Raw genomic sequence first — 23,772 nt, forward strand, 5'->3', positions numbered from 1 at the left:
CTGTGTCGTTACAGCGACTGCACCCAGGGCCGCAACACACCCTCGAGTCCGACTCGAGGGTCGCCGCGAGGCCCGGGCGACGGCGGCCTGCGGTCGGCGCCGACCGCAGGTCCCGGGTGGCGCGCGGCCCCGGGGCCGGTGGGAGGATCGCGGTCATGACCGCTGCGGAGACCCCGCACCACCCCCGGGTCGCCGAGGTCGAGCAGGTGCTGCGCGCCGCCGGCGTCGCCGGTGAGGTGCGAGTACTGCCCGACAGCGCCCGCACGGCCGCCGCCGCGGCCGCGCAGCTCGGCGTCGAGGTCGGCGCGATCGCCAGCAGCCTGGTGTTCGATGCCGGAGGCGTCCCGCTGCTCGTCCTCACCAGCGGTGCACACCGGGTCGACGAGGCGCTGGTCGCCGACCTGCTCGGCGTCCCGCGGATCACCCGGGCCACCCCCGAGTTCGTCCGCCGGCACACCGGTCAGGCCATCGGCGGGGTGGCCCCGGTCGGCCACCCGGAGCCGATCGGCACCCTCGTCGACGTGGAGCTCGCCCGGTACGCCCGGGTGTGGGCGGCCGCCGGGCACCCGCACACCGTCTTCCCCACCACTTACGACGAGCTGCTGCAGCTCACCGCCGGCACCCCCGCGGAGGTCGGCCCCGGGCCCTCCCCGGCCGCCGCCGACGAGGAGACCCCCTGATGACCGGCACCACCCCCGCCACCCGGATCACCGAGCTGCCCGCCGGCTGGATGCGCGAGCACCTGCACGAGGCGCTGGCGATCTACGGAGCGGCGATGGGCTACGGCGACTCCGTCGTCGCCGGGCGTTACGGCTACGCCGTCCAGCACACCGAGCGAGAGGGCTTCCGCGCGGTGGGCGCCTTCGTCGAGGCCCCCCGGGGCGACGGCACGGCCGGCGAGCAGCTGGTCGGCTTCGGCTACGGCTACGTCGTCGCCCCCGGCCAGTGGTGGCACGACCAGGTCCGCAACGCCCTGGACCGGCGGACGGCGAAGCAGTGGCTGCCCGGTGCGTTCGAGGTCTGCGAGCTGCACGTGCACCCCGACCGGCAGAGCCAGGGCCTGGGCCGGCAGCTGCTGCACGCGCTGCTGGCCGACCTCCCCCAGCCGGCCGCCCTGCTGAGCACCCCGGACACCGACACCAAGGCCTTCCGGCTGTACCACGCCGACGGGTTCGTCGACCTGGCCCGCGGCTACCACTTCCCCGGCGACGCCCGCCCCTTCGCCATCCTGGGCGCGCGCCTGCCGCTGGCCCCGCCGGCTGAGAAGAGCTGATCCCCGTCGCCAGCGCCCCCGACACCCGCAGCTCAGACACCCGCACTGCCGGCACCCGCACTGCCGACACGATTGCCGACGTCGTCGTCATCGGCTCCGGGCACAACGGCCTGGTCGCCGCCTGCCACCTGGCCCGGGAAGGGCTGCGGGTGGAGGTGGTGGAGTCCGACGAGGTCCTCGGCGGCGCGGTCTCCACCGTGGAGCGCTGGCCCGGTGTCCGGGTCGACCGCGGGTCCAGCGCCCACGTGATCATCCGGCACAGCGGGGTGGTCGAGGAGCTGGAGCTCGAGCGCTTCGGCCTGCGCTACGTCGACTGCGACCCCTGGGGCTTCGCACCCGCACCGGTGCCCGGCGACCCCGGTCCCGACGGTCGGCCACTGGTCTTCTCCGTCGACCTCGACGCCACCTGCGCCTCCATCGCCGCCGCCTGCGGGGACGCCGACGCCGCGGCCTACCGCCGGTTCGTCGAGGTGTGGGGCCCGCGCAGCGCCGCCGTCGTCAAGGCGTTCGGCGACCGGCCGGCGATGACCCGGCTGGTCCGGCACCTGTGGCCGGTCGGCGCCCCGCGGCGGGGCCAGCCCCGGACCCCGGGCGGCGAGATCGCCACCGACTTCCTCGGCTCCGGCGACGCCCTGCTCGACCGCTGGTTCACCAGCGAACGGCTCAAGGCGGCGCTGGCCTGGTTCGGCGCCCAGTCCGGCCCGCCCATGTCCGAGCCCGGCACGGCGGCGATGGTCGGCTGGGTGGCGCTGCTGCACGACGTCCCGCCCGGTCACCCGGTCGGCGGGTCGGGCGGGCTCACCCAGGCGCTGGCGGCGCGGCTGGCCAGTGACGGCGGCCGGGTCACCCTCGGGGACGGCGCGGCCCGGCTGCTCGTCGACGGGCCGCCCGACGACCGGCGGGTCACCGGCGTGCAGACGGTCTCCGGACGGCGGATCACCGCACCGGTGGTCGTCGCCGCCTGCCACGTGCTGGCGACCAAGGCGCTGGCCGGCGACGACGCTCCGCCCGCGCTGGCCGAGGCCGACCCGCCGCTGGGCAACGGCTTCGGTCTGGTGCTGCGCGCGCAGACCGACGCCCTGCCGAACTACCCGGGCGCAGGTGAGGAGGCGCTGCAGGGGCTGCAGCTGCTCTGCACCGACCGGGCCCAGCTGGCCCGGGCGCACGGCGACTGGCTGGCCGGGGAGCTGCCCCGGGAGCCGGTGCCGCTGGCCATGTCGTTCTCCGCGAGCGACCCGACCCTGGCCCCGGCCGGCCAGCACGTGGTCACGATCTGGGGCCAGTGGTACCCGTACGAGCTCGCCGACGGATCGGACTGGGACGAGATCGCCGACCGGGCCGCCCAGCAGCTGATCGCCGCGGTCGACCGCTACGCACCCGGCTTCGCCGACTCGGTACAGCGGCTGTACGTGCAGACCCCGTTGAAGCTGGAGCAGGAACTGTCCCTCCTCCGTGGCAACGTCATGCACGTGGAGATGAGCCTGGCCAGCATGTTCGGTTTCCGGCCGACACCGGCGCTGTCCGGCCACCGGGTGCCGGGGCTGGGCGGGCTGTACCTCACCGGCGCCTCCACGCACCCCGGCGGTGGGGTCTCGGGCAACTCCGGGCGCACCGCCGCCCGGGTGGTGCTCGCCGACCGCCGGCCGGCGGCCCGGCTGCGTGCCCGGCTGCGGGCGGAGGTCACCCGCCGGCTGCCCCGGAGGACGGCAGGGTGACCGGTGCGCTCACCACGCGCCGGCCGGGCACCGACCCGGCCCCGCTCCCCTGGCTGCCCCTCGCGCTCACCGTCGCGCTGCTGGGCACCGCGATCGCCTACCCGCTCAGCAGCGGGGCCGCCCGCGACACGGTCAGCTGGGCGATCGTCCTGCTGGGGTCGGCGGTCTCGGTCAGCCATGCCACGGTCAGCCGCGGCGCCCGCACCGGTGCCGCGCTGCTCGTCCTCGTCGGCGTCGTCGCGGTGCTGTTCGAGGCCCTCGGGCTGAGCACCGGCTTCCCCTACGGCGAGTACCTCTACAGCGACACGCTGGGGCCGACCCTGCTCGGGGTGCCCTTCCTGGTGCCGCTGGCCTGGCTGATGATGGCGTGGCCGAGCTGGGTGCTCGCCGCCCGGCTGACCTCGCGGGTGCGCCCCACCCGACGCCGGGCCGCCCGGGTGGCGGTGGCGGCCTACGTCTTCGCCGCCTGGGACGTCGTGCTCGACCCGCAGCTGGTGCAGGCCGGCTACTGGCGCTGGGCGCACCCCGAACCGGGCCTGCCGGGCATCCCCACCGTGCCGCTCACCAACCTCGCCGGCTGGCTGCTGGCCGGGCTGGTGCTGATGACCCTGCTCGACGTGCTCGTCGAGCGCACCAGCCGGCTCCCGCGGATCGGGGACACCGCGCCGCTGCTGACGGTGGGCTGGATGGTGCTGGGCGGTGCGCTGGCGCACGCCGTCTGGCTCGACCTCCCGGGGTCCGCGGTCTGGGGCGTGGTCCTGGCGCTGCCGGTCCTCGCCGTCCTCGCCGCCCAGGCGCGGCGGAGCCGCCGGTGACCGCGGCCTGGCGCCGGCTCCTGCAGGTGTGCGCCGGGGTCTCGGTGGTCGCCGCGCTCCACGCGGCGCTGAACAGCCGGCTCCTCCGCCGGCCGCCGGCCGTGCCTGGACCGGTCCCCCGCCGGGTGACCGTGGTGGTCCCGGCCCGGGACGAGGCCGACCAGATCGAGGGCTGCCTGGCCGCCGTGCTCGACCAGCGCGGGGTGCCCGACCTGCGGGTCGTGGTCGTCGACGACGGCTCCACCGACGGCACCGCCGAGCGGGTGGCGGGAGTGCCCGACACCCGGGTCACGGTGCTGCCCGCGACGCCGCCCGGGCCGGGCTGGCTCGGCAAGCCGAACGCCTGCGCCCAGGGCGCCGACGCCCTCGACCGGGCCGCCCCCGACGACGTGCTGGTGTTCCTGGACGCCGACGTCCGGCTGATGCCCGATGCGATCGCCTCGGCGGTCGCCGTGCTCGACGAGTCCGCACTCGACCTGGTCTCCCCCTGGCCGCGGCAGCTCACCGGTAGCGCGGCCGAGCGCCTGGTCCAGCCGCTGCAGCAGTGGCTGTGGGCCACCCTGCTGCCGCTGCGGCTGGCCGAGCGGTCACCGCGGCCGTCGCTGGCGGCGGCCAACGGCCAGTTCCTGGTGGTCCGCCGGGCCGCCTACGACCGGGCCGGCGGGCACGCGGCCGTGCGCGGCGAGGTGATCGAGGACGTCGCGCTGCTGCGCGCGGTCAAGGCCGCCGGGGGCCGTGGCGTCGTCGTCGACGGTTCGACGCTGGCCGCCTGCCGGATGTACGACGGCTGGACCGGTGTCCGGGACGGCTACACGAAGTCGCTGTGGTCGGCGGTGGGCGGTCACCCGGCGGCGGCCGCCGGGGTGGCGGCCGGGCTCAGCGCCGTCTGGCTGCTGCCGCCGCTGGCCGCCCTGACCGGCTCCCGCGCCGGGCTGGTCGGCTACGCCGCAGGAGTGGCGAACCGGGCCGTGGTCGCGACGCGCACCGGTGGCCGGGTCTGGCCGGACGCCCTGGCCCACCCGGTGTCGATCGTCCTGCTCGACGTGCTGGTCGCCCGCTCGGTGGCCGGTCACCGGAAGGGCTCGCTCCGGTGGCGCGGGCGCACCCTGCCCTCGGCCGCGGTCGACCGGCGGCCCACCTCCCGCGCACCTAGCGTGGGGTGATGACCACCAGCGACCTCCTCGCCCTGCGCACCGACGAGCGCGCCGCGCTCCTCCTCGTCGGCTTGCGCGGCGACTGGTAGCCCTACTGCTGCGCCCAGGCGGTCCGTCTGGCCCAGTCCCTGCCCCGCATCTCCGCAGCCGGCGCCGAGGTGGTGCTCGCCTCGGTCGACCCGCCCGAGGTCCAGCTCGCCATGGACCACACCTGGCACCTGCCCTTCCGGTGGGCCAGCGACCCCGACGGCACCCGGCTCGCCCAGCCGCTGGACGCCTGGGACACCGAGGCGTCGATCTTCCGGCCGATCGTCGTCGCCGTGGCCCCGGACGGCCGAGAGGTGTTCCGGGAGCTGTCCCGGGACTTCACCGACCGCACCGACGACGAGCCGGTGCTCACCGCGCTCGAGGCGCTCGGGCTCCCCGCACTCCCCGAACCTGCTCCCTGGACGCCGGAGGGTGTGACCCCGCAGCCGTCGAAGCGCGCGTTCACGCCCGGCTCCTTCATCCCCTACTTCCGCGCCATCCGGTTCAACACCATGGCGCTGAGCCAGCGGATGGTCGACGACCGGGACCGCGACCTGCTGGTCACCGAGCAGCGGATGGCCGAGTCCTTCCTCAGCACCTTCGACGCGTGGCGCGCCGAGCACCCGCCGGACGGTCAGGCCCGGGGCTGAGCCCGGCGACCGGGTCGGCGACGATGGGCCGGTGACCGAGCAGAGCAGTCCACCGCGCGTCTCCTTCGACCCGGCGGAGATGGAGACGGGCGCCTTCTACCGGGTGCTGAACTCGGTGGTGGTGCCCCGGCCGATCGCCTGGGTGTGCAGCCGCTCGGCCGAGGGCGTGCACAACCTGGCGCCGCACTCCTTCTACACGGTGGCCTGCGTCGACCCGCCGGTCGTCCAGTTCACCTCGGTGGGCCGCAAGGACTCGCTGCGCAACGTGGAGGACAGCGGCGAGTTCACCATCAGCCTCACCCCGGAGGCGCTGTTCGAGCAGGTCAACGCCACCGCGACCGACTTCCCGCCGGACCAGAACGAGGCCGAGCACACCGGGGTCACCCTGGAGCCCAGCGACCGGGTCGCGACGATGCGGGTCGCCCAGTCGCCGGTGACCCTGGAGTGCGTGCTGCACGCGACGCTGCGGCTGGGCGACAGCACGGTGGTGTTCGGCCGGGTCGTGCACGTCTCGGCGTGGGAGAGCGCCGTCCGCGACGGCCGACCACGGATCGAGGAGCTCCAGCCGCTGGCTCGGCTCGGCGGCAACGAGTGGTCGACGATCGGCGAGGTGAAGGAGATCCGCCGGATTCCCTACCGCAGCTGGACCGAGGACCCGGCCATCGGCGACCGCCTCCGCGGAGGGTGACGTCCGCCCAGGACGGGGTCCTTCGTCAGGCCGGCAGGTGCGGGGCGACCTCGTCGGCGGCGTCGGCGCCGAAGGCCTCGGCGAACCGCTCCAGGAACGGCGCGCGCGGCAGGGTGTACTCCTGCGTGCCGATCACCTCGACCGCGGCGGTGGCGACCGCGGACCCGACCTGGGTGGCGCGTTCGATGCCGAGCCCCCACTGGCGGGCCGCCACGAAGCCGGCGCGCAGCGCGTCCCCACCACCGGTCGGCTCCACCGGCTTGGTCTCCGGGACGGCGATCACCTCGATCGTCGGCTCCCCGGCCCGCTCGACCCGCACCCCCTTGGCGGCCTGGGTGGTGACCCAGGTGCCCACCCGGGCGAGCACCTCGGCGTCGTCCCAGCCGGTCTTCTGCAGCAGCAGGGCGTGCTCGTACTCGTTGGTGAACAGCAGGTCGGCGCCGTCGACGAGCCCGCGGATCATCTCCCCGTCGGCCCAGGCCAGCTGCTGCGAGGGGTCGGCGAGGAACGGGTAGCCCCGCTGCCGGCACTCCTGCGTGTGCTGCACCATCGCCGTCGGGTCGTTCGGCCCGATGATGACCAGGTCCAGGTCACCGACGCGCTTCGCCACCGGGGCCAGCTCGATCAGCGAGGCCTCGGACATCGCGCCGGAGTAGAAGGACGCGATCTGGTTGTTCGCCGCGTCGGTGGTGCAGACGAAGCGGGCCGTGTGCTTCAGCTCCGACCAGCGCACGCTGCCGGTGTCCACGCCGTGCCGGCTCAGCCAGGCGTCGTAGTCGGCGAAGTCGTTGCCCACCGCGCCGACCAGCACCGGCCCCTGTCCCAGCAGCCCGAGCCCGTAGGCCATGTTCGCGCCGGCGCCACCGCGGTGCTGCACCAGGTCGTCGACCAGGAAGGAGAGGGAGACGTTCTCCATCTTCCCCTCGACGAACTGGTCGGTGAACTTGCCGGGGAAGGTCATCAGGTGGTCGGTGGCGATCGAACCGGTCACGACGACGGGCATGAGGGCGACTCTCTCCGGAGGATGCGGCCGTCATCGGCCAGCGGACCCCGACCGGGAACGGTCACCGGGGCGGGGACAAGCGTAGGAGCCGCGACACGTCCCCGCCCGCGGTGGCCCCCGTGGGGGTGAGCCGCCGTCAGTCGCCGAGCGCCCGGCGCAGCTGGACGCCGAGCTGCGCCGTCCCGACCGCCCCCAGCAGGCAGCCCACCGCCGCCGCGCAGGTCACGGCCAGGACGACGGCGTCGACACCGCCCAGCTCCACGTCGAGCAGCGAGACGACCCCGGCACCGACCAGCCCGAGCGCCGCCATGACCACCCGGGTGGGCCGCTCCCACACCGACACGGCCCCGGTCTCGTGCACGCCGGCCTGCCCGGCGCGGGCCCGCAGGTAGTCCGGCAGCCAGCACAGCGCACCGAAGGCCGCGGCCAGCCAGCCCGGGGCGCCGGCGACCCAGAAGGCGACCGCGTAGCCGACCTCGGTCAGCCGGTCGACGGCGGAGTCCAGCACGAACCCGCGCCGGGAGGCGCGCCCGCCGGCGATGGCCAGGGCGCCGTCCAGGGAGTCCAGCAGCCCGGAGAGCCCGATGAGCACCCCGGCCACGATCAGCCACGCCCCGCCGGCGGCGGCCGGGGCGATCGCGGCAGCGGCGACCAGCAGGCCCAGCGCGGTGGCCACCAGCGGGGAGAGCCGGGCCAGCGGCACTGCCAGGGCGTAGGCCAGCGACAGCCAGCCGCGCACCAGCCGGCTGTCGGCCGGGTCGGTGCCCCCGTGCCACCGCGACCAGGCCTCCAGGTACTCGTCGCGGCTCAGCACGATGTGCAGTCCACCACGATGCGCCGCAGCCGGTGGCGCCGTCGGCGTGAGCAGGGACAGTGGGCTGGTGCTCGCCGGCCTCTCCCCCGCCCGCCGCCGCCTCGCCCCCGTGCTGCTGGCCCTGGTCGCGGTGGTGGCCGTCGCGGCCGTCGCCGTCCTCCGGCTGACCGGCCCGGACGACGCAGCCCGGCCGGCCGCCGTCGACGAGCTGACCCCGGGCCCGGTCCTGCTGGTGCCCGGCTACGGCGGCTCGGTCAGCTCCCTGCAGCCCCTCGCCGACCGGCTCGCCGCCAGCGGGCGGGACGCCACCGTCGTCCCGGTGCCGGACGACGGCACCGGCGACCTGGCCGCCTCCGCAGCGGTCCTGGGCACCGCGGTCGACGAGGCGCTCGCGCGCACCGGCGCCGAGAGCGTGGACGTCGTCGGCTACTCCGCCGGCGGGGTGGTCGCCCGGCTGTGGGCGGCGGACGGCGGCGCCGACCAGGCCCGGCGGGTGCTCACCCTGGGTTCCCCGCACCACGGCACCACCGTCGCCGACCTGGCCGCGCGCTTCCTGGCGGCGGAGTGTCCGGACGCCTGCCAGCAGATGACCACCGGCAGCCCGCTGCTCGCCGAGCTGAACGCCGGCGACGAGACGCCTGCCGGGCCGACCTGGGTGTCGGTGTGGACGACCCTCGACGGGACCGTCACGCCGCCGGAGTCGGCCGAGCTGGACGGGGCGCTGAACCTGCCCGTGCAGTCGGTCTGCGCCGACGCCGAGGTGTCGCACGGCCAGCTGCCCTCCGACGCGCTGGTGCAGGCGATCGTGCTCGCCCAGCTGGCCGCCGGCCCGCCGGTGGAGCTGGACCCGGCCGACTGCGACCGGCTCCGCACCGGGTGATGGTTGCGCGGCGCACCCACATCGGGTGAGGCGCAACCGGATCGGGCATCACGTTTCGTCCCGGGGTCATTACCCAGAGCGAGGCGCCAGGACGGCGCCGCCCTCGACCCGCAGCCACGGAGGCTCCACGTGCCCGCCACCTCCACCCCGTCCCGCCCCCGCTGGGGCATCACCACCAAGATCGTCGCGGCGGTCGGGACCGCGGTGCTCGTCGCCGTGCTCGTCGGCCTCCTGGGCCTGCGCAGCCTCGGCGACACCGCGGAGGCGACCACGTCCATGTACGAGCAGGAGCTGGTGGGCACCGCGCAGGTGGAGGAGATGCGCTCGGCGTTCTTCGCCGTCCGGCTCGCCGGGACCAACTACGCGGTGGCCACCACCGCGGCCGACCGCGCCCGGTACCTGCAGGCCCGGCAGGATGCGTACGACGCGCTCGACGGCGCAGCCGACCGGTACCTCGACACCCACCCGTCGGCCGAGGGCAGCGCCCTGGTCCAGCGCGTGCGGGCCGGGATCAGCGACTACCAGCAGGCGATGGTCGGCCTCGACGCGCTGGCCGACCGGGGCGACCTCCCCGGCTGGTCCGCGGCTCGCGAGTCGACGGTCACCCCGATCGCCACGGAGGTCATCGGCGAGCTCGGCCAGCTCGCCGAACAGCGCGCCACGAACGCCGCCGCGACCGCCGCCTCCGCGGCCGACGAGTACGAGCACACCCGGACGGTCCTGGCGGTCGTCGTCGTCCTCGGCTCGCTGGCCGCGCTCACCGCCGGTGTCCTCGTCGCCCGGGCGATCACCCGCGGCCTGCGCCGGGTGCAGGCCACCGCCCAGGCCCTGGCAGCTGGTGACCTGACCCGCACGGCCGACGTCTCCTCCCGCGACGAGGTGGGCCAGACCGCCGCCGCCCTGGACGGCGCCCTGGCCGAGCTGCGGACCGTGATGGGGTCGGTGGTGGGGTCGGCCGACGCGGTCGCCGCCTCCTCGGAGGAGCTCAGCGCCTCAGCAGCCCAGATCTCCGCCGCCGCCGAGGAGACGGCCGCCCAGTCCGGGGTCGTCTCCACCTCGGCCGGCGAGGTGTCCCGCAACGTCGAGACCGTGGCCGCCGGCGCCGAGCAGATGGGCGCCTCCATCCGGGAGATCAGCTCCAACGCCGCCGAGGCCGCGCGGGTCGCCGCGAGCGCCGTGGCCGAGGCCCGGGCGACCACCGGGACGATCGAGGCGCTGGGCACCTCGAGCCGGGAGATCGGCGCGGTGGTCAAGACCATCACCTCGATCGCCGAGCAGACCAACCTGCTGGCCCTCAACGCCACGATCGAGGCCGCCCGGGCCGGCGAGGCCGGCCGGGGCTTCGCCGTCGTGGCCACCGAGGTGAAGGAGCTCGCCCAGGAGACCGCCCGCGCCACGGAGGACATCGCCCGGCGCGTGGAGGCGATCCAGGGCGACACCGCGGGAGCTGTGGCAGCGATCGGCCGGATCAGCGCGGTGATCACCTCGATCAACGACTTCCAGCTGACCATCGCCAGTGCGGTGGAGGAGCAGACCGCGACGACGAACGAGATGTCCCGGTCGGTCCAGGAAGCCGCCGACGGGACCACGGAGATCGCCGGCAACATCAGCGGCGTCTCGGCGGCCGCCCAGTCGACGACCGAGGCACTCGGCCAGACCCGGGCCGCGGTCGACGAGCTGGCCCGGATGGCCGCCGGCCTGCGCGCCGGCGTCAGCCGCTTCACCTTCTGATCGGGGCCCGCGACGATCCGGGGAGGCGCGGGCGGCGGCCTCCCCACCCCGGGTCGGGGGCACGCCTGGACACCGCCCGACCGGCTCGGCGATCGGCGGCCCCCTAGGGTCGCTGGCATGGCCGCCCCGATCAGCGACGCCGTCGTCGTCGACGTGCTCCGCCGCGTCGACCGTGGGCTCAGCCCCCTGGCCCGGCGACTGGGGCGGCCTCCGCAGCTGCCGCCGGCCGAGCGGGCCGCCTGGTGGGCCGAACAGGTCAGCCGGGTGGCCGCCGGCGTCTCGGCCGCGCCGCGCTTCGCCGGCAAGCTGGCCGACCTGCTGCCGCTGCAGAACACCGTCGGCTCCGCCGTCCAGGCCCTCGTCGTCCTCGGGGTGGCCGGCGAGCACGGCGTAGCAGAGCCGGCCGCCCGGGTGTCGCTGCTGGCCCGGGTGCTGCTGGACCGGGACCTGCCCGCCGACCGGGTCCAGCCGCTGCTGGACCGGACCCGTGGGCTCTACGTCGACGAGGCGCTGGGCGAGGACCGGTCCGGGGCGCGGGGCGCGGCCCGCAGCCTGTGGCGGGCCGCCCGGCTGCTCAGCCGGATCGACGACGCCCTGGACGCCCGACCGAAGGGGAAGCTGCGGCACCGGGCGCTGGCCCAGTTCCCGGTCGTCGGGGTCGCCGGTGGCTACGCCGCCGAGCGGGAGGGACTGCGGCGGGCCGCGCTGGAGGCCGAGGAGCTGCTCAGCTGACCAGGTCCGCGCCGGCCAGGTTGGTGTAGACCTCACGCGTCGCCGTGGACCGGTTCATGGTGATGAAGTGGATGCCGGGGACGCCCTCGTCCAGCAGCTGCCGGCACATCTGGGTGGCCACCTCGACGCCGAGCGCCCGCACCGCGCGCTTGTCCTCGGGGCGGTCGCCGTCCAGGGCGGCGAACCGCTCGGCCAGCTCGACCGGGAACGCCTGCCCGGACAGCTGCACGATCCGGCTGATCTGCCGGGCGTTGGTCACCGGCATCACCCCGGCGATGACCGGCACGTCGCAGCCGCGGGCCGTGACCCGGTCCCGCAGCCGCAGGTAGTCCTCGACCCGGAAGAACATCTGGGTGATCGCGAAGTCGGCACCGGCCCGGCACTTGGCGACGAACCTGTCGGTGTCGGAGTCGAAGTCCGCCGAGCGCGGGTGCCGCTCGGGGAAGGCGGCCACGCCGACGGAGAAGTCACCGATGCCCTTGATCAGCTCGACCAGCTCCGCGGCGTAGCGCAGGCCCTGCGGGTGGGACACCCACTCCGCCTGCGGGTCGGCGCCCGGCGGGTCCCCGCGCAGCGCAAGGAGGTTCCGCACCCCCGCTGCCGCGAGCCGGCTCACCACGTGCCGGAGCTCGGTGACGCTGTGGTCGACCGCGGTCAGGTGGGCCATCGGCAGCATCGTGGTGTCGGTGGCGATGCGCTCGGTCACCGACACGGTGCCCTCGCGGGTCGACCCGCCGGCGCCGTATGTGACCGAGACGAACGAGGGCCGCAGCTGCTCCAGCTGGCGCAGCGCCGTCCACAGCTGCGTCTCGGCCGCGGCGTCGCGCGGGGGGAAGAACTCGAAGGACCAGGTGGGCCGCTCGGTCTGGAGCAGCTCGCGCACGGTGCCGGTCATGACTGGCGAGCCTACGGGCGGGCGGCTCCCGGGCCGTGCAGCGACCGCCACAAGCCCTCCGGCCGCGGTGCATCCACCCGCGGGGTCGCGGACGAAGGAAACCGGACGGCCGGCGGACGGCCCGCGAGACGGCGGACCGGCGCGGCCGGTGGAGAAGGAGGCCCCATGGAGACCACGGCCGCACCAGCCAGGGTGAACGGGCAGCGTCCGATCACCGCGGGCGATACTTGCCCGGTGACCGCCGGGACGCAGCACCGCCAGCCACCCGCCCGGGTCCCGGCTCCGCCGGGAGCCGCGGACGTCGAGCGGGTCCGGGCGGCCGTCGCCGCCGCGCTGGCCGAGTTCCTGGCCGAGCAGCGGCAGACGCTGGCCGCGATGGACGACTCCCTGGTCCCGGTCGTCGACGAGGTCTGTGCCCTCGCCGAGGGCGGGAAGCGGCTGCGGCCGCTGTTCGCCTACTGGGGCTGGCGCGGGGCCGCGGCCGGCGCGGCCGGTGTCGCCGAGGCCGACGCCGACGTGCTGCGCGCCGTCGCCGCCCTGGAGTTCGTGCACGCCAGCGCGCTCGTTCACGACGACGTGATGGACGGCGCGCTGACCCGCCGCAACCGCCCGGCGACCCACATCGGCTTCGCGACCCGGCACGGCGACGCGGGCCTGCACGGCGACGCCGCCGGTTTCGGCGTCGGCGCCGCGATCCTCGTCGGCGACCTGGCGCTGGTCTGGTCCGACGAGCTGCTCCGCCGGTCGGGCATCTCCGCGCCCTCCCTGGCCCGCGCCCGCGGGGTCTGGGACACCATGCGCACCGAGGTGACCGCCGGGCAGTACCTGGACCTGCTGCGCGCCGACGGTGGGCTGCCCGGTCCCGGTGGCGCACTGACCGTGGCCCGGTACAAGAGCGCCGGCTACACCGTGCAGCGGCCACTGCAGCTCGGTGCCGCGATCGCCGGCGCCGGCCCCGACGTCGGCGACGCCTACACCGCGATCGGCCTGCCGCTCGGCGAGGCGTTCCAGCTCCGCGACGACGTGCTGGGCGTCTTCGGCGATCCGGCCGTCACCGGCAAGTCCGTGGACGACGACCTCCGCGAGGGCAAGCAGACGCTGCTCATCGCGCTGGCCGAGGAGCGGGCCGACGAGGCCGGCCGCCGGCTGCTGACCGATGCCCTCGGCCACCCGGACGCCGGCCCGGAGCAGTTCGCCGCGCTGCGCACCCTGCTCGAGGACACCGGCGCCCGCGCCCGGGTGGAGGACCGGATCGCCGACCGCACCGCGGTGGCCCGGGCCGCCATCGCCGCGGCGCCGATCAGCGACGAGGCCCGCGCCGCGCTCGACGCGCTCGCCGTCGCCGCCACCACCCGCACCGCGTGACCGCCTGCATGGACCACCAGAATGGCCATTTTGGTGGGCGAGGGGCGCGATGACGAAGAGGCTGTTGAACCGTCCGCTGCGGACGGTCCCGGGGCGGACCGACCGGGTCGTGGTGATCGGGGCGGGCCTGGCCGGGTTGTCCGCGGCGCTGCGGCTGCGCGGTGCCGGGCGGGAGGTCACCGTCGTCGACCGCTGCCCCGGCCCGGGCGGGCGGGCCGGCCGGGTCGAGCGGGCCGGGTACGCGCTGGACACTGGGCCCTCGGTGTTCACCGCCCCCGACCTGATCGCCGACGCCTTCGCCGCGGTCGGCGAGACGATGGCCGACCGGCTGACCCTCACCCCCCTGGACACCACCTACCGCGCCCAGTTCGCCGACGGGTCGCACCTGGACGTGCACGCCGACCGCACCGCCTTCGCCGCCGAGGTGGAGCGGCTGTGCGGTGCCGGCGAGGCCGCCGCGCTGCTCCGCTACCTCGACGACCTCGCCGAGCTCTACGAGCTGCAGCTGCGCACCTTCATCGACCGCAACCTGGACTCCCCGCTGGACCTGGTGGGCCCCGAGCTGCTCGCCCTGGCCCGCCGCGGCGGGTTCCGCCGGCTGTCGAAGCACGTCGGGGCCGCCTTCACCGACGACCGGCTGCGCCGGCTGTTCAGCTTCCAGGCGCTCTACGCCGGGGTCTCCCCGTTCCGGGCGATCGCCGCCTATGCGGTCATCGCCCAGCTCGACATCGGGGCCGGCGTCTGGCACCCGCAGGGCGGGATCGGCGCCGTCCCCCGGGCGATGGCCGCGGCCGCCGCCGACGCCGGGGTGGAGTTCCGCTACGGCACGGAGGTCGCCCAGCTGGAGCTGGCCGGCGGCCGGGTCACCGGGGTGGCGCTCGAGGACGGCGACCTGCTGCCCGCCGACGCCGTCGTGGTCACCGCCGACGCCCCGCACCGGCTGGTGCCCGGGCTGCGTGGGCCGCGGCGCCCGGTCTACTCGCCGTCCTGCGTCGCGCTGCACCTGGGCGTGCGGGCCGAGCTGCCCGGCCAGGCGCACCACACGATCAGCTTCGGCGCGGCCTGGGAGCAGGTGTTCGCCGAGCTCACCCGCGACGGCCGGCCGATGAGCGACCCCAGCCTCCTGATCAGCATGCCGTCGGTGACCGACCGCTCGCTCGCCCCCGAGGGGGGCCAGGTGATCAGCGTGGTCGCGCCCACCCCGAACCTCGACCCGCGCAGCGGCGGCAACCCCGACCTGGACTGGCCGGCGCTGGCCCCCCGCTACCGCGAGGAGCTGCTGGCCACCCTGGAGGCGCGGGGCTGGACCGGGGTCGGCGACGCGATCGAGGTCGAGGAGCTGCTCACCCCGGTCGACTGGGCCGCCCAGGGCATGGCCGCGGGCACCCCCTTCGCGCTGGCGCACACCTTCGGGCAGACCGGGCCCTTCCGCCCCTCGACCCTGCCCCGCAGTGGTCCGGAGAACGTCGTCCTGGCCGGTTCGTCGGTCCAGCCGGGCGTCGGCGTCCCCATGGTGGTGATCAGCGGCCGGCTCGCCGCCGAGCGGATCACCGGTCCGGTGCCGGCGTGACCGCCGTCCCACCGCCCGGCCGCGCCGAGCAGCAGGCGACGCTGGACGCGGCCTACGCGGTGTGCCGCGGGATCGCCGCCGAGCACGGCAAGTCCTACTTCCTGGCGACCCGGCTGCTCACCCCGGACCGCCGGGCCGCGATCCACGCGCTCTACGCCGCCGCCCGGGTCGCCGACGACATCGTCGACGTCGGCGCCGACCAGCCCGGTCGGGACCCGGAGGGCGAGCTGCTGGCCTGGTCGACGGCAGCGCTGGAGGAGGTCCGGACCGGCTGGTCCGACGACCCGGTCCGGCTCGCCCTCGTGCACACCTACCGCCGGTACGGCATCCCGATGGAGCACCTGGTCGACTTCCTCGCCGCCATGACCAGCGACCTGGACGTCACCGGCTACGCCGACCTCGCGGCCCTGGACCGCTACATGTGGGGCTCGGCCTCGGTCATCGGGTTGCAGGTGCTCCCGGTGCTCGGCACCGCGCCGGGCGTGACCCGGGAGGAGGCCGCGCCGCACGCCATCGCCCTGGGCGAGGCCTTCCAGCTGACCAACTTCCTGCGGGACGTCGCCGAGGACGTCGACCGCGGCCGGGTCTACCTGCCGGCGGACCTGATGGCCGCCCACGGGGTGACCCGCGAGCAGCTGGCCGCCAAGCGGCACTCCCCCGGCTTCGCCGCGCTGATGCGGGAGATGGTCGCGGTCACCCGCCGCCGCTACGACGACGCGGCACCGGGCACCCCGATGCTGGCGCGGGAGTCCCGGGACTGCGTGCGCGCGGCCACCGCCCTCTACGGCGGCATCCTCACCGAGATCGAGCGCGCCGACCACCGGGTGCTGGACCGCCGGGTCCGGGTGTCCCGGCCGCGGCGGCTGGCCGTGTTCGCCCGCCGGTTGACCGCCGCCCAGCTGGCCAGGGTCGGCAGCCCCCGGACGGCGACCACCAGCACGCCGTAGGACAGGCGCCTGATCAGCCGGCTACAGCGCCAGCGCCTGCGCCCGGCGGGTGACCTCGGTGTGCCGGTCGTCGCGCAGTGCCTGCACCGGCGTGCCCGGCAGCGAGTCGTCCTCGCGGAACAGCCACTCGAAGGCCTCCTCGTCGGTGAAACGACCGTCGTAGAGCACGGTGAGCAGACCGGGCAGGTGCTTGAGGATCACCCCGTCCTGGACGAAGTCCACCGGGATCTTGCTGTTGCCGCTGCCGGGCACGGCCATGAGCTTCCGCTCGGCGATCAGCTGACGGACCTTGTTGGTCGAGACGCCGAGCTGCTCGGCGACCTCCGCGGGGGTGAACGTGTCCATAGGCTGCGAGCCTATGGCGCACAGTGGAGCCCCGGCGAACGGTCCCCGGCTGAGTCAGCCCCAGCGGGGCACGGAGGCAGCGGCCACCCCGGACGACCCCGGCCGCGAGCCGCCGTACCTGGACCTCGACGCGCTCGCCGCGCAGGCCCGGGAGCTGCTGCCGGCCGACGTCGCCGACTACTACGCCGGTGGCGCCGGCACCGAGACCACCCTGGCCGAGGCGCCGGCCGCCTGGCGGTCGTGGCGACTGCGCCCCCGGGTGCTGCGCGGGATCGCGACCGCACAGCTGGGCACCACGCTGCTGGGTGCGGAGGTGGCCACCCCGATCGGGGTCGCGCCGTGGGCGTACCAGGCGATGGCGCACCCGGACGGCGAGCTGGCCACCGCCCGCGGCGCGGCCGCGACCGGCGCACTGATGACCGTGTCGACCAGCGCGACCACCTCGCTGGAGGAGGTCGCCGCAGCCCGGCCGGCCGGGCCCCGCTGGTTCCAGCTCTACCGGCTGCACTCCCCCGGTCACACCGACGAGTTGGCCCGCCGCGCCGGTCGGGCCGGGTACGGCGCGCTCGTGCTCACCGTCGACCTGCCGGTGCTCGGTCGCCGGCACCGCGACCTGCGGCACGACTTCGCACTGCCCGCGGGGCTCCGGCTCGCCAACCACCCGCCGGTGACCGGGCCGCAGCCGCCGCTGGCCGCCGCCGAGACGCCCACCTGGACCTTCGCCGACATCGGCCGGTTCGCCGACGTCTCCGGGTTGCCGGTGGTGGTCAAGGGCGTGCTGCGCGGGGACGACGCGGCCCGCTGCGTGGCCGCCGGTGCGGCCGCGGTGTGGGTCTCCACCCACGGCGGGCGGCAGGCCGACCCGGCGATCGCCAGCGCCGAGGCGCTGCCGGAGGTGGTCGACGCGGTCGGGGACGAGGTCGAGGTCTACGTCGACGGGGGCATCCGCAACGGCTCGGACGTGCTCACCGCCCTCGCACTGGGCGCGCGGGCGGTCTTCCTGGGCCGCCCCACGGTGTGGGGGCTGGCCACCGGCGGTGCCGACGGCGTGGCCCGGGTGATCGACGGGCTGAGCGAGGAGCTGGCGCACACCATGGCCCTGTGTGGTGTCGACGACGTCCGGGCGGTGCCGCGCGACACCGTCGTCCGGCCGTGGCCCGGCCGCTGAACAGCGGGCCGGCGCGCCGTCCGGCCCCACCCACCCCGCTGGCCACTGACGCCCCCGACCGACCAGGTCCGGCGACCCCACGCGTCCACCTGGTCACTCCAGGTCCCTGTAGTCCAGACCGTGACCTGGCAGCACGCGTCGTTCGGGCCGTGCGCCCGGATCCGCTCCTAGACTCGCCGGCGTGGAGACCGTCGTGACCGACCCCGTGGTCGGCCTCCTCCTCGAGGGGCGTTACCGCCTCGAGGAGCGTCTGGCGCGTGGCGGCATGTCCACCGTCTACGCCGCCACCGACCTCCGCCTGCACCGCACCGTGGCGGTCAAGGTGATGGCCGAGCACCTGGCGCACGACCCCGCCTTCGTCGACCGGTTCACCCGGGAGGCCCGGGCCACCGCGATGCTCAGCCACGTCAACGTGGTGTCGGTCAGCGACCAGGGCAGCGACCAGGGCCTGGTCTACCTGGTCATGGAACTGGTGCGCGGCCGCACGCTGCGCGACCTGCTGCAGGCCCGCGGCCGGCTCACCGTCGCCGAGGCGTTCGCCGTCCTGGAGCCGGTGCTGGCCGGGCTGACCGCCGCGCACCGGGCCGGGATCGTCCACCGCGACATCAAGCCGGAGAACGTGCTCATCTCCACCGACGGCCAGGTGAAGGTCGCCGACTTCGGGCTGGCCCGCGCGGTGGCCGGCACCGGGCAGACCAGCCACACCGGCGGCGTGCTCATCGGCACGGTCGCCTACCTCTCCCCCGAGCAGCTCGAGCGCGGCCGCAGCGATGCCCGCAGCGACGTCTACGCCGCCGGCGTGATGCTCTACGAGCTGCTCACCGGTCACCCGCCGTACGCCGGTGACACCCCGCTGGCGGTCGCCTACCAGCACGTGCACCACGACGTGCCGGTTCCGTCGGTCGAGGTGCCGACGGTGCCCTGGCAGGTCGACGAGCTGGTCACCCGCACCACCCGGCGCGACCCGGCCGCCCGGCCGCTGGACGCCGGCGCCTTCCTGGCCGAGCTGGCCGACCTGCGCGCCGACCTGGGCCTGGCCCGCGTCCCGGTGCCCACCGGCCTGCCGGCCGACAACCCCGCCACGCTGCGCCCGACCAACCGCCCGACCGCACCACGCCCCCGGCAGCCCAGCGCGCCGGGCAGGCGCAGCGGTGAGCCGCACACCGAGGTCCTCGGCGGCACCGTGGACCGCGGCCGGGGCACCACGGTGCTGCCGGGCATGGGGGCCGGGCCGACCACCGGTGTGGGCGGCGCCCGCCCGGGCATCGGCCCGCGCCCGCCCGTCGTCCGCCCCGGGGTCCCGCCGCACATCCGCCGTCGCCGTGCCCAGCTGGGCATCGCGGTGGTGCTGCTGCTCGCGGTGACCATCGGTGCGATCGGCTGGTGGCTGGGCGTCGGGCGCTGGACCGAGGTCCCCGACCTGCTCAGCAAGGACCAGGACACCGCGGTCGGACTGCTCCAGGAGGCCGGCCTGGACCCGGTCCTCACCGAGGAGCAGTTCAGCGAGACGGTGCCGCTCGGCGCGGTGATCACCGCCGACCCGGCCGCGGGTGAGGCGATCCGTGGCTCGGACGTGGAGCTGGTCGTCTCCAAGGGCCCGGAGCGGTTCGCGGTCGACCCGGCGCTGGCCGGCCAGCCCGCCGACGCCGTCCTGACCCAGCTGCAGACCCAGTTCCCCGACCTGGCCTTCAGCACCGTGGAGGACTACAGCGACGAGGTGGGCGAGGGCGACGTGATCCGCTTCGACCCCGTGCCGGGGACGGAGCTCAAGCGCGGTGACACCGTCACCCTCGTGGTCTCCTCCGGCCGGGCGCCGGTCGCGGTGCCCAACGTCGTCGGCCAGAGCCCGGATGCCGCCGAGAGCAACCTGGAGCAGCTGGGCTTCACCGTCGAGCGGGCCACCGGCCGCAGCGCCGACGTCGCCACCGGCGCGGTCATGGCGGTCAGCCCCGGCCCCGGTGCGGGCGAGCAGCCCTACGGCAGCCGGGTGACGATCACCGTGTCCGAGGGGCTGCCGCAGGTGGCGGTCCCCGACGTGACCGGCAAGAACCGCGAGGAGGCCATCGCCACCCTCGAGGAGGCCGGCCTGGAGGCCGAGGTCACCCAGTTCTTCGGCAACCAGGTGCTGCGGCAGACCCCCGGGGCCGGCGAGGTCGTCGACCTGGGCTCGTCGGTCACCATCCTGGTCACCTTCGGGTGAGCGACGTCCGGGTGACCTGCGCTCCGTGACCTCCTCGTCTCCCGTGCTGCCCGCGATCGGGGCGCACATCCAGATCAAGGGCGGCCTCGCCAAGGGCGGGCTGGCCTACACCGACGCCGTGGGCGCCCGCGCCGTCCAGGTGTTCGTCGGCAACCCCCGCGGGTGGCGGCCCAGCGCCGGTGACCCGGCGCAGGACGCCGCGTTCACCGCCGGGTGCACCGAGCGTGGGGTCCCGTCGTTCATCCACACGCCGTTCCTGGTGAACGTCGGGTCGCCGAACGAGGCCACCGTCGAGCAGTCGGTCGCCACCATCCGGCACAACCTCGCCCGGGGTGCCCAGCTCGGGTGCGCCGGTGTGGTGGTGCACGCCGGTTCGGCGGTGAGCGCCGACCGGTACGACGCGGCGCTGGCCCAGCTGCACGAGCGGCTGCTGCCGGTGCTCGACGAGCTGCCCGCGGGCGCACCCCGGCTGCTGATCGAGCCCACCGCCGGCGGCGGCAGGTCGCTGGCGGCCACCGTCGAGGACCTGGGTCCCTACCTGGCCGCCCTGGACCACCACCCCGCCGTCGGCGTCTGCTTCGACACCTGCCACGCCTGGGCCGCCGGGCACGACCTGGCCACCCCGGGCGGCATGGCGGCCACCCTGGACGCACTGGAGGCCACCGTGGGCCCGGGCCGGCTGGGGCTCGTCCACGCCAACGACTCGCTGGACGGCTGCGGCTCCACCCGCGACCGGCACACCACCATCGGGGCCGGCTCGATCGGCAGCGGGCCGTACGGGACCGGACCCTTCGCCGAGCTGCTCACCCACCCGGCGATGGCCGGGGTGCCGGTGGTCGTGGAGACCCCGAGCGAGGACGACGGCCACGCCAAGGACATCGCACTGCTGTGCGCACTGCGCGACGGCGGCCTCGTCCCCGGCTGACCGCGACGCGCCCGGGCGGCGGGAAACGCCGACCGCAATCGATCCCACGGCCCGGGAGCTTCCCGAATCGACACCCAGTGGCTTCACTCTCCGTGTCGGACTCGCAGCTGACTGCGATGTCCCTGGACCGAGGAGAACCACCGTGCAGATCCGCAGGACCCTGGCCACCGCCGCCGTGGCCGCCCTCACCGTCAGCGGCCTCGGCCTCACCACCGGGACCGCCGCCGCTGCGCCGAGCGCTCCGGCCACCTACATCGTGAGCCTCACCCCCGGCTCGGTGCCGTCCTCCGTCGCCGCCCTGGCCAGCGCCCGGCTGGGTGGCCACGTCGACCACGTCTACACCGCGGCGCTGAACGGGTTCGCCGTCACGCTGCGCCCCGAGGTGGCCGACCGGCTCGCCACGTTGCCCGGTGTCGCGGCCGTCGAGCGGGACGCCCCGGTGCAGCTGCAGGCCACCCAGTCCAGTGCCCCCTGGGGCCTGGACCGCACCGACCAGCGGGCGCTGCCGCTCAGCGGCTCCTACAGCTGGAGCGCCACCGGCGCGGGCGTCACCGCCTACGTCATCGACACCGGCATCCGGCTCGGACACGGTGACCTCGGCGGCCGCGCGGTCTCCGGGTACGACGCGGTGGACGGCGGACGGGCCGACGACTGCAACGGACACGGCACGCACGTGGCGGGCACCGTCGGCGGCTCGCGGTACGGGGTCGCCAAGGGGGTGCGGCTGGTCGCCGTCCGCGTGCTGGACTGCGCCGGGAGCGGCACCAACGCCGGGGTCATCGCCGGCATCGACTGGGTCACCGCCCACCACCCGGCCGGCGCCCCCGCGGTGGCCAACATGAGCCTGGGCGGCGGCGCCAGCAGCGCGCTGGACCGGGCCGTGCAGCGCTCGATCGCCGACGGGGTCAGCTACGCCGTCGCGGCCGGGAACGGTGACGCCGCCGGCGTCCCGCAGGACGCGTGCGCCGGCTCGCCGTCCCGGGTGGACGCCGCCCTCACCGTCGGCGCCACCGACCGGGCCGACGCACCGGCGTCGTTCAGCAACTACGGCGCCTGTGTCGACCTGTTCGCACCCGGCGTGGGCATCACCAGCGCCTGGCACACGTCGAACACGGCCACCAGGACGATCAGCGGGACGTCGATGGCCACCCCGCACGTGGCCGGCGTCGCAGCGCTCTACCTGCAGGGCGACCCGGCCGCCTCACCCGCCACGGTGGCCGGCGCGATCACCGCCGCGACCACCAAGGACGCGGTCCCCACGACCAGCACCGCGGACAACGACCTGCTGTTCAGCACCTGGTGAGTCCGCACGCCGCACCCGGGGCCGGGTCGTCCGCTCGCGCGGGCGGCCCGGCCCCGGTCGCGACCGGCCGCTAGAAGACCAGGCTCAGCGCCCAGGCGATGGCGAAACCGACCACCCCGATCAGGGTCTCCATCACCGTCCAGGTGCGCAGGGTCGTCTTCACGTCCATCTCCAGGAACCGGCCGACCAGCCAGAACCCGGAGTCGTTGACGTGCGAGAGCACGGTGGCACCACAGGCGATCGCGATGACCACCAGCGCGGTGTCCATCCGGGACAGGTCGTTCTCTGCCGCCGCCGGGGCGATCAGCGCGGCGGTGGTCAACAGCGCGACCGTCGCCGAGCCCTGGGCCACCCGCAGACAGGTCGCGATCACGAAGGCCGCGACGATCACCGGCAGGCCGATCGACTCCAGGCTGTCGGCCAGCGCGGTGCCGATGCCGCTGGACCGCAGCACCCCACCGAACATGCCGCCGGCGCCGGTGATCAGGATGATCGCCGCGACCGGACCGATCGAGGAGTTCAGCAGGTCCTCGGTCTCCGAGCGGGAGAACCGCTCGCGGCTGAGCACCACGGCCGCCACCAGCAGGGTGATCAGCAGCGCCACCGGCGTCTGGCCGAGCAGGGTCACCCAGTCCAGCCAGCCGGCGTCCCCGTCGACCGCTCCGGCCGTGACCAGCGTGTTGAAGCCGGTGTTGAGCAGGATGAGCACCAGCGGCAGGAGCAGCAGGGCCAGCACGGTGCTGAACTTGGGCGGGCCGGTCCGGGTGGCCGTCCCCGTCGCCGTCTCGGTCGCCGTCCCGGTCGCCGCGGTGGCGCCGCCGCCCGTGCCGCCGCCCGGGCCGTCCGGGTCGTCGACGTCGGTGTCGACCCGGGGGTCGTCGGCCTCGGACTTGCGACCGGCCAGGGTGGACGGGATCGCGACCTCGATCCGCCGGCCGGTGAACTGGCTGAACAGGTAGCAGGCGATGAACCAGGTGGGCAGGCCGATGACCAGGCCGACGACGACCAGGAGCCCGATGTCGGCGCCCAGGATGTCGCCGGCGCCGACCGGCCCCGGGTGCGGCGGCACGAAGGCGTGCATGACCGCGAAGGCACCCGCCGACGGCAGCGCGTAGAGCAGCACCGAGCCACCGAACCGGCGGGCGACGCTGAAGATGATCGGCAGGAAGACCACGAAGCCGGCGTCGAAGAAGATCGGGAAGCCGAACAGCAACGACGCCACGCCCAGGGCCAGCGGCGCCCGCTTCTCCCCGAACCGGTTGATCAGCGAGTCCGCCAGCACGGTGGCGCCGCCGGTGACCTCCAGCAGCTTGCCGATCATCGCGCCCAGCCCGACCAGCAGCGCGACGGCGGCCAGGGTCGAGCCGAACCCGGCCAGCATGGTGTCGATGACGTCACCGATGGCGATCCCGGTCGCCAGCGCGGTCAGCAGGCTGACCAGCACCAGCGCCACGAAGGCGTGGACCTTGAACTTCATGATCAGGACGAGCAGCACGGCGACGGCGCCCACTGCGATCAGCAACAGCGGTGTGGTGCCCAGGGCGGGTTCGACTTCTGGCACGGGAGACCTCT

General features: G+C 75.5%; 21 protein-coding genes and 1 pseudogene. 17 read left to right on the forward strand and 5 right to left on the reverse strand.

All coding sequences use genetic code 11. The features are described from left to right. Positions 1–155 precede the first annotated feature (155 nt). The 7 genes and pseudogenes from O2W15_RS16195 to O2W15_RS16225 all read left to right on the forward strand — a co-directional run bounded on the left by O2W15_RS16195 (position 156) and on the right by O2W15_RS16225 (position 6,322). On the forward strand, positions 156–680 hold the full coding sequence (locus tag O2W15_RS16195) for a YbaK/EbsC family protein (protein WP_269162170.1): 525 nt from the start codon (positions 156–158) through the stop codon (positions 678–680). Further along, a complete protein-coding gene (locus tag O2W15_RS16200) occupies positions 680–1,273 on the forward strand; it encodes a GNAT family N-acetyltransferase (protein WP_269162169.1) in 594 nt (197 codons plus the stop codon). Before O2W15_RS16195 ends, O2W15_RS16200 begins: the two co-directional genes overlap by 1 nt. Positions 1,274–1,383: 110 nt before the next feature. Continuing rightward, the gene (locus tag O2W15_RS16205; protein WP_442929951.1) at positions 1,384–2,988 is read left to right on the forward strand and encodes a phytoene desaturase family protein; all 1,605 of its coding nucleotides are present in this window, start codon (positions 1,384–1,386) and stop codon (positions 2,986–2,988) included. After that, the gene (locus O2W15_RS16210) at positions 2,985–3,803 is read left to right on the forward strand and encodes a carotenoid biosynthesis protein (protein WP_269180118.1); all 819 of its coding nucleotides are present in this window, start codon (positions 2,985–2,987) and stop codon (positions 3,801–3,803) included. The genes O2W15_RS16205 and O2W15_RS16210 overlap by 4 nt, the downstream gene beginning before the upstream one ends. Further along, a complete protein-coding gene (locus tag O2W15_RS16215; RefSeq protein ID WP_269180119.1) occupies positions 3,800–4,966 on the forward strand; it encodes a glycosyltransferase in 1,167 nt (388 codons plus the stop codon). Before O2W15_RS16210 ends, O2W15_RS16215 begins: the two co-directional genes overlap by 4 nt. A gap of 92 nt (positions 4,967–5,058) precedes the next feature. Then, positions 5,059–5,634: pseudogene (locus O2W15_RS16220) on the forward strand (peroxiredoxin family protein); the annotation flags it as partial. 31 nt (positions 5,635–5,665) lie between these two features. Further along, the gene (locus O2W15_RS16225; protein WP_269162166.1) at positions 5,666–6,322 is read left to right on the forward strand and encodes a flavin reductase family protein; all 657 of its coding nucleotides are present in this window, start codon (positions 5,666–5,668) and stop codon (positions 6,320–6,322) included. A 25-nt stretch (positions 6,323–6,347) separates the two neighbouring features. On the opposite strand, the gene O2W15_RS16230 is transcribed toward O2W15_RS16225, so the two are convergent. Both O2W15_RS16230 and O2W15_RS16235 read right to left on the reverse strand, forming a co-directional pair. Further along, positions 6,348–7,325 carry a carbohydrate kinase family protein gene (locus O2W15_RS16230; protein WP_269180120.1) on the reverse strand — a complete coding sequence of 326 codons (978 nt, stop codon included), beginning with the start codon at positions 7,323–7,325 and terminating at the stop codon, positions 6,348–6,350. 136 nt (positions 7,326–7,461) lie between these two features. Beyond that, positions 7,462–8,139: a CDP-alcohol phosphatidyltransferase family protein gene (locus O2W15_RS16235; protein ID WP_269180121.1), complete on the reverse strand. Its 678-nt coding sequence runs from the start codon at positions 8,137–8,139 to the stop codon at positions 7,462–7,464. Between the two features lie 46 nt (positions 8,140–8,185). On the opposite strand from O2W15_RS16235, the gene O2W15_RS16240 reads away from it, so the two are divergent. The 3 genes from O2W15_RS16240 (at position 8,186) to O2W15_RS16250 (ending at position 11,482) form a co-directional block, all read left to right on the forward strand. Then, a complete protein-coding gene (locus O2W15_RS16240) occupies positions 8,186–9,019 on the forward strand; it encodes a lipase family alpha/beta hydrolase (protein ID WP_269180122.1) in 834 nt (277 codons plus the stop codon). 129 nt (positions 9,020–9,148) lie between these two features. Continuing rightward, a complete protein-coding gene (locus O2W15_RS16245) occupies positions 9,149–10,750 on the forward strand; it encodes a methyl-accepting chemotaxis protein (RefSeq protein WP_269180123.1) in 1,602 nt (533 codons plus the stop codon). Positions 10,751–10,867: 117 nt separating this feature from the next. Then, entirely contained in the window at positions 10,868–11,482 is a 615-nt protein-coding gene (locus tag O2W15_RS16250) for a hypothetical protein (RefSeq protein WP_269162161.1), read from the forward strand. Here the strand turns inward: O2W15_RS16250 and metF are convergent. Then, positions 11,475–12,377, reverse strand: a complete 903-nt coding sequence (gene metF, locus O2W15_RS16255; RefSeq protein ID WP_269180124.1) for a methylenetetrahydrofolate reductase [NAD(P)H] — start codon at positions 12,375–12,377, stop codon at positions 11,475–11,477. The genes O2W15_RS16250 and metF overlap by 8 nt on opposite strands. A 234-nt stretch (positions 12,378–12,611) precedes the next feature. On the opposite strand from metF, the gene O2W15_RS16260 reads away from it, so the two are divergent. Genes O2W15_RS16260 through O2W15_RS16270 form a run of 3 tightly spaced genes read left to right on the forward strand, consistent with a single transcriptional unit; the run spans position 12,612 to position 16,259 of the window. Further along, entirely contained in the window at positions 12,612–13,742 is a 1,131-nt protein-coding gene (locus tag O2W15_RS16260; RefSeq protein ID WP_269180125.1) for a polyprenyl synthetase family protein, read from the forward strand. Between the two features lie 49 nt (positions 13,743–13,791). Further along, positions 13,792–15,312 (forward strand): phytoene desaturase family protein, encoded by a 1,521-nt coding sequence (gene crtI / locus O2W15_RS16265; RefSeq protein ID WP_269180126.1) that lies wholly within the window; start codon positions 13,792–13,794, stop codon positions 15,310–15,312. Further along, entirely contained in the window at positions 15,309–16,259 is a 951-nt protein-coding gene (locus tag O2W15_RS16270; RefSeq protein WP_269180127.1) for a phytoene/squalene synthase family protein, read from the forward strand. The genes crtI and O2W15_RS16270 overlap by 4 nt, the downstream gene beginning before the upstream one ends. A 21-nt stretch (positions 16,260–16,280) precedes the next feature. On the opposite strand, the gene O2W15_RS16275 is transcribed toward O2W15_RS16270, so the two are convergent. After that, complete coding sequence (locus O2W15_RS16275; protein ID WP_036336920.1) at positions 16,281–16,604, reverse strand: Rv2175c family DNA-binding protein; 324 nt, start codon at positions 16,602–16,604, stop codon at positions 16,281–16,283. Positions 16,605–16,617: 13 nt separating this feature from the next. Between O2W15_RS16275 and O2W15_RS16280 the strand changes: the two genes are divergently transcribed. The 4 genes from O2W15_RS16280 to O2W15_RS16295 all read left to right on the forward strand — a co-directional run bounded on the left by O2W15_RS16280 (position 16,618) and on the right by O2W15_RS16295 (position 22,200). After that, complete coding sequence (locus O2W15_RS16280) at positions 16,618–17,772, forward strand: alpha-hydroxy acid oxidase (protein ID WP_269162156.1); 1,155 nt, start codon at positions 16,618–16,620, stop codon at positions 17,770–17,772. A 181-nt stretch (positions 17,773–17,953) separates the two neighbouring features. Beyond that, positions 17,954–19,972: a Stk1 family PASTA domain-containing Ser/Thr kinase gene (locus tag O2W15_RS16285; protein ID WP_269180128.1), complete on the forward strand. Its 2,019-nt coding sequence runs from the start codon at positions 17,954–17,956 to the stop codon at positions 19,970–19,972. A gap of 25 nt (positions 19,973–19,997) precedes the next feature. Beyond that, positions 19,998–20,897, forward strand: coding sequence for a deoxyribonuclease IV (locus O2W15_RS16290; protein WP_269180129.1), 900 nt, complete (start codon positions 19,998–20,000; stop codon positions 20,895–20,897). A 142-nt stretch (positions 20,898–21,039) separates the two neighbouring features. Beyond that, positions 21,040–22,200 (forward strand): S8 family peptidase, encoded by a 1,161-nt coding sequence (locus O2W15_RS16295; RefSeq protein WP_269180130.1) that lies wholly within the window; start codon positions 21,040–21,042, stop codon positions 22,198–22,200. Positions 22,201–22,270: 70 nt separating this feature from the next. Here O2W15_RS16295 and O2W15_RS16300 read toward each other — a convergent pair whose 3' ends face one another. Beyond that, the gene (locus O2W15_RS16300) at positions 22,271–23,761 is read right to left on the reverse strand and encodes a GntP family permease (RefSeq protein WP_269180131.1); all 1,491 of its coding nucleotides are present in this window, start codon (positions 23,759–23,761) and stop codon (positions 22,271–22,273) included. Between the last annotated feature and the right edge of the window lie 11 nt (positions 23,762–23,772).

This window comes from Modestobacter sp. VKM Ac-2979, from assembly GCF_026967995.1.
Classification (GTDB): domain Bacteria; phylum Actinomycetota; class Actinomycetes; order Mycobacteriales; family Geodermatophilaceae; genus Modestobacter.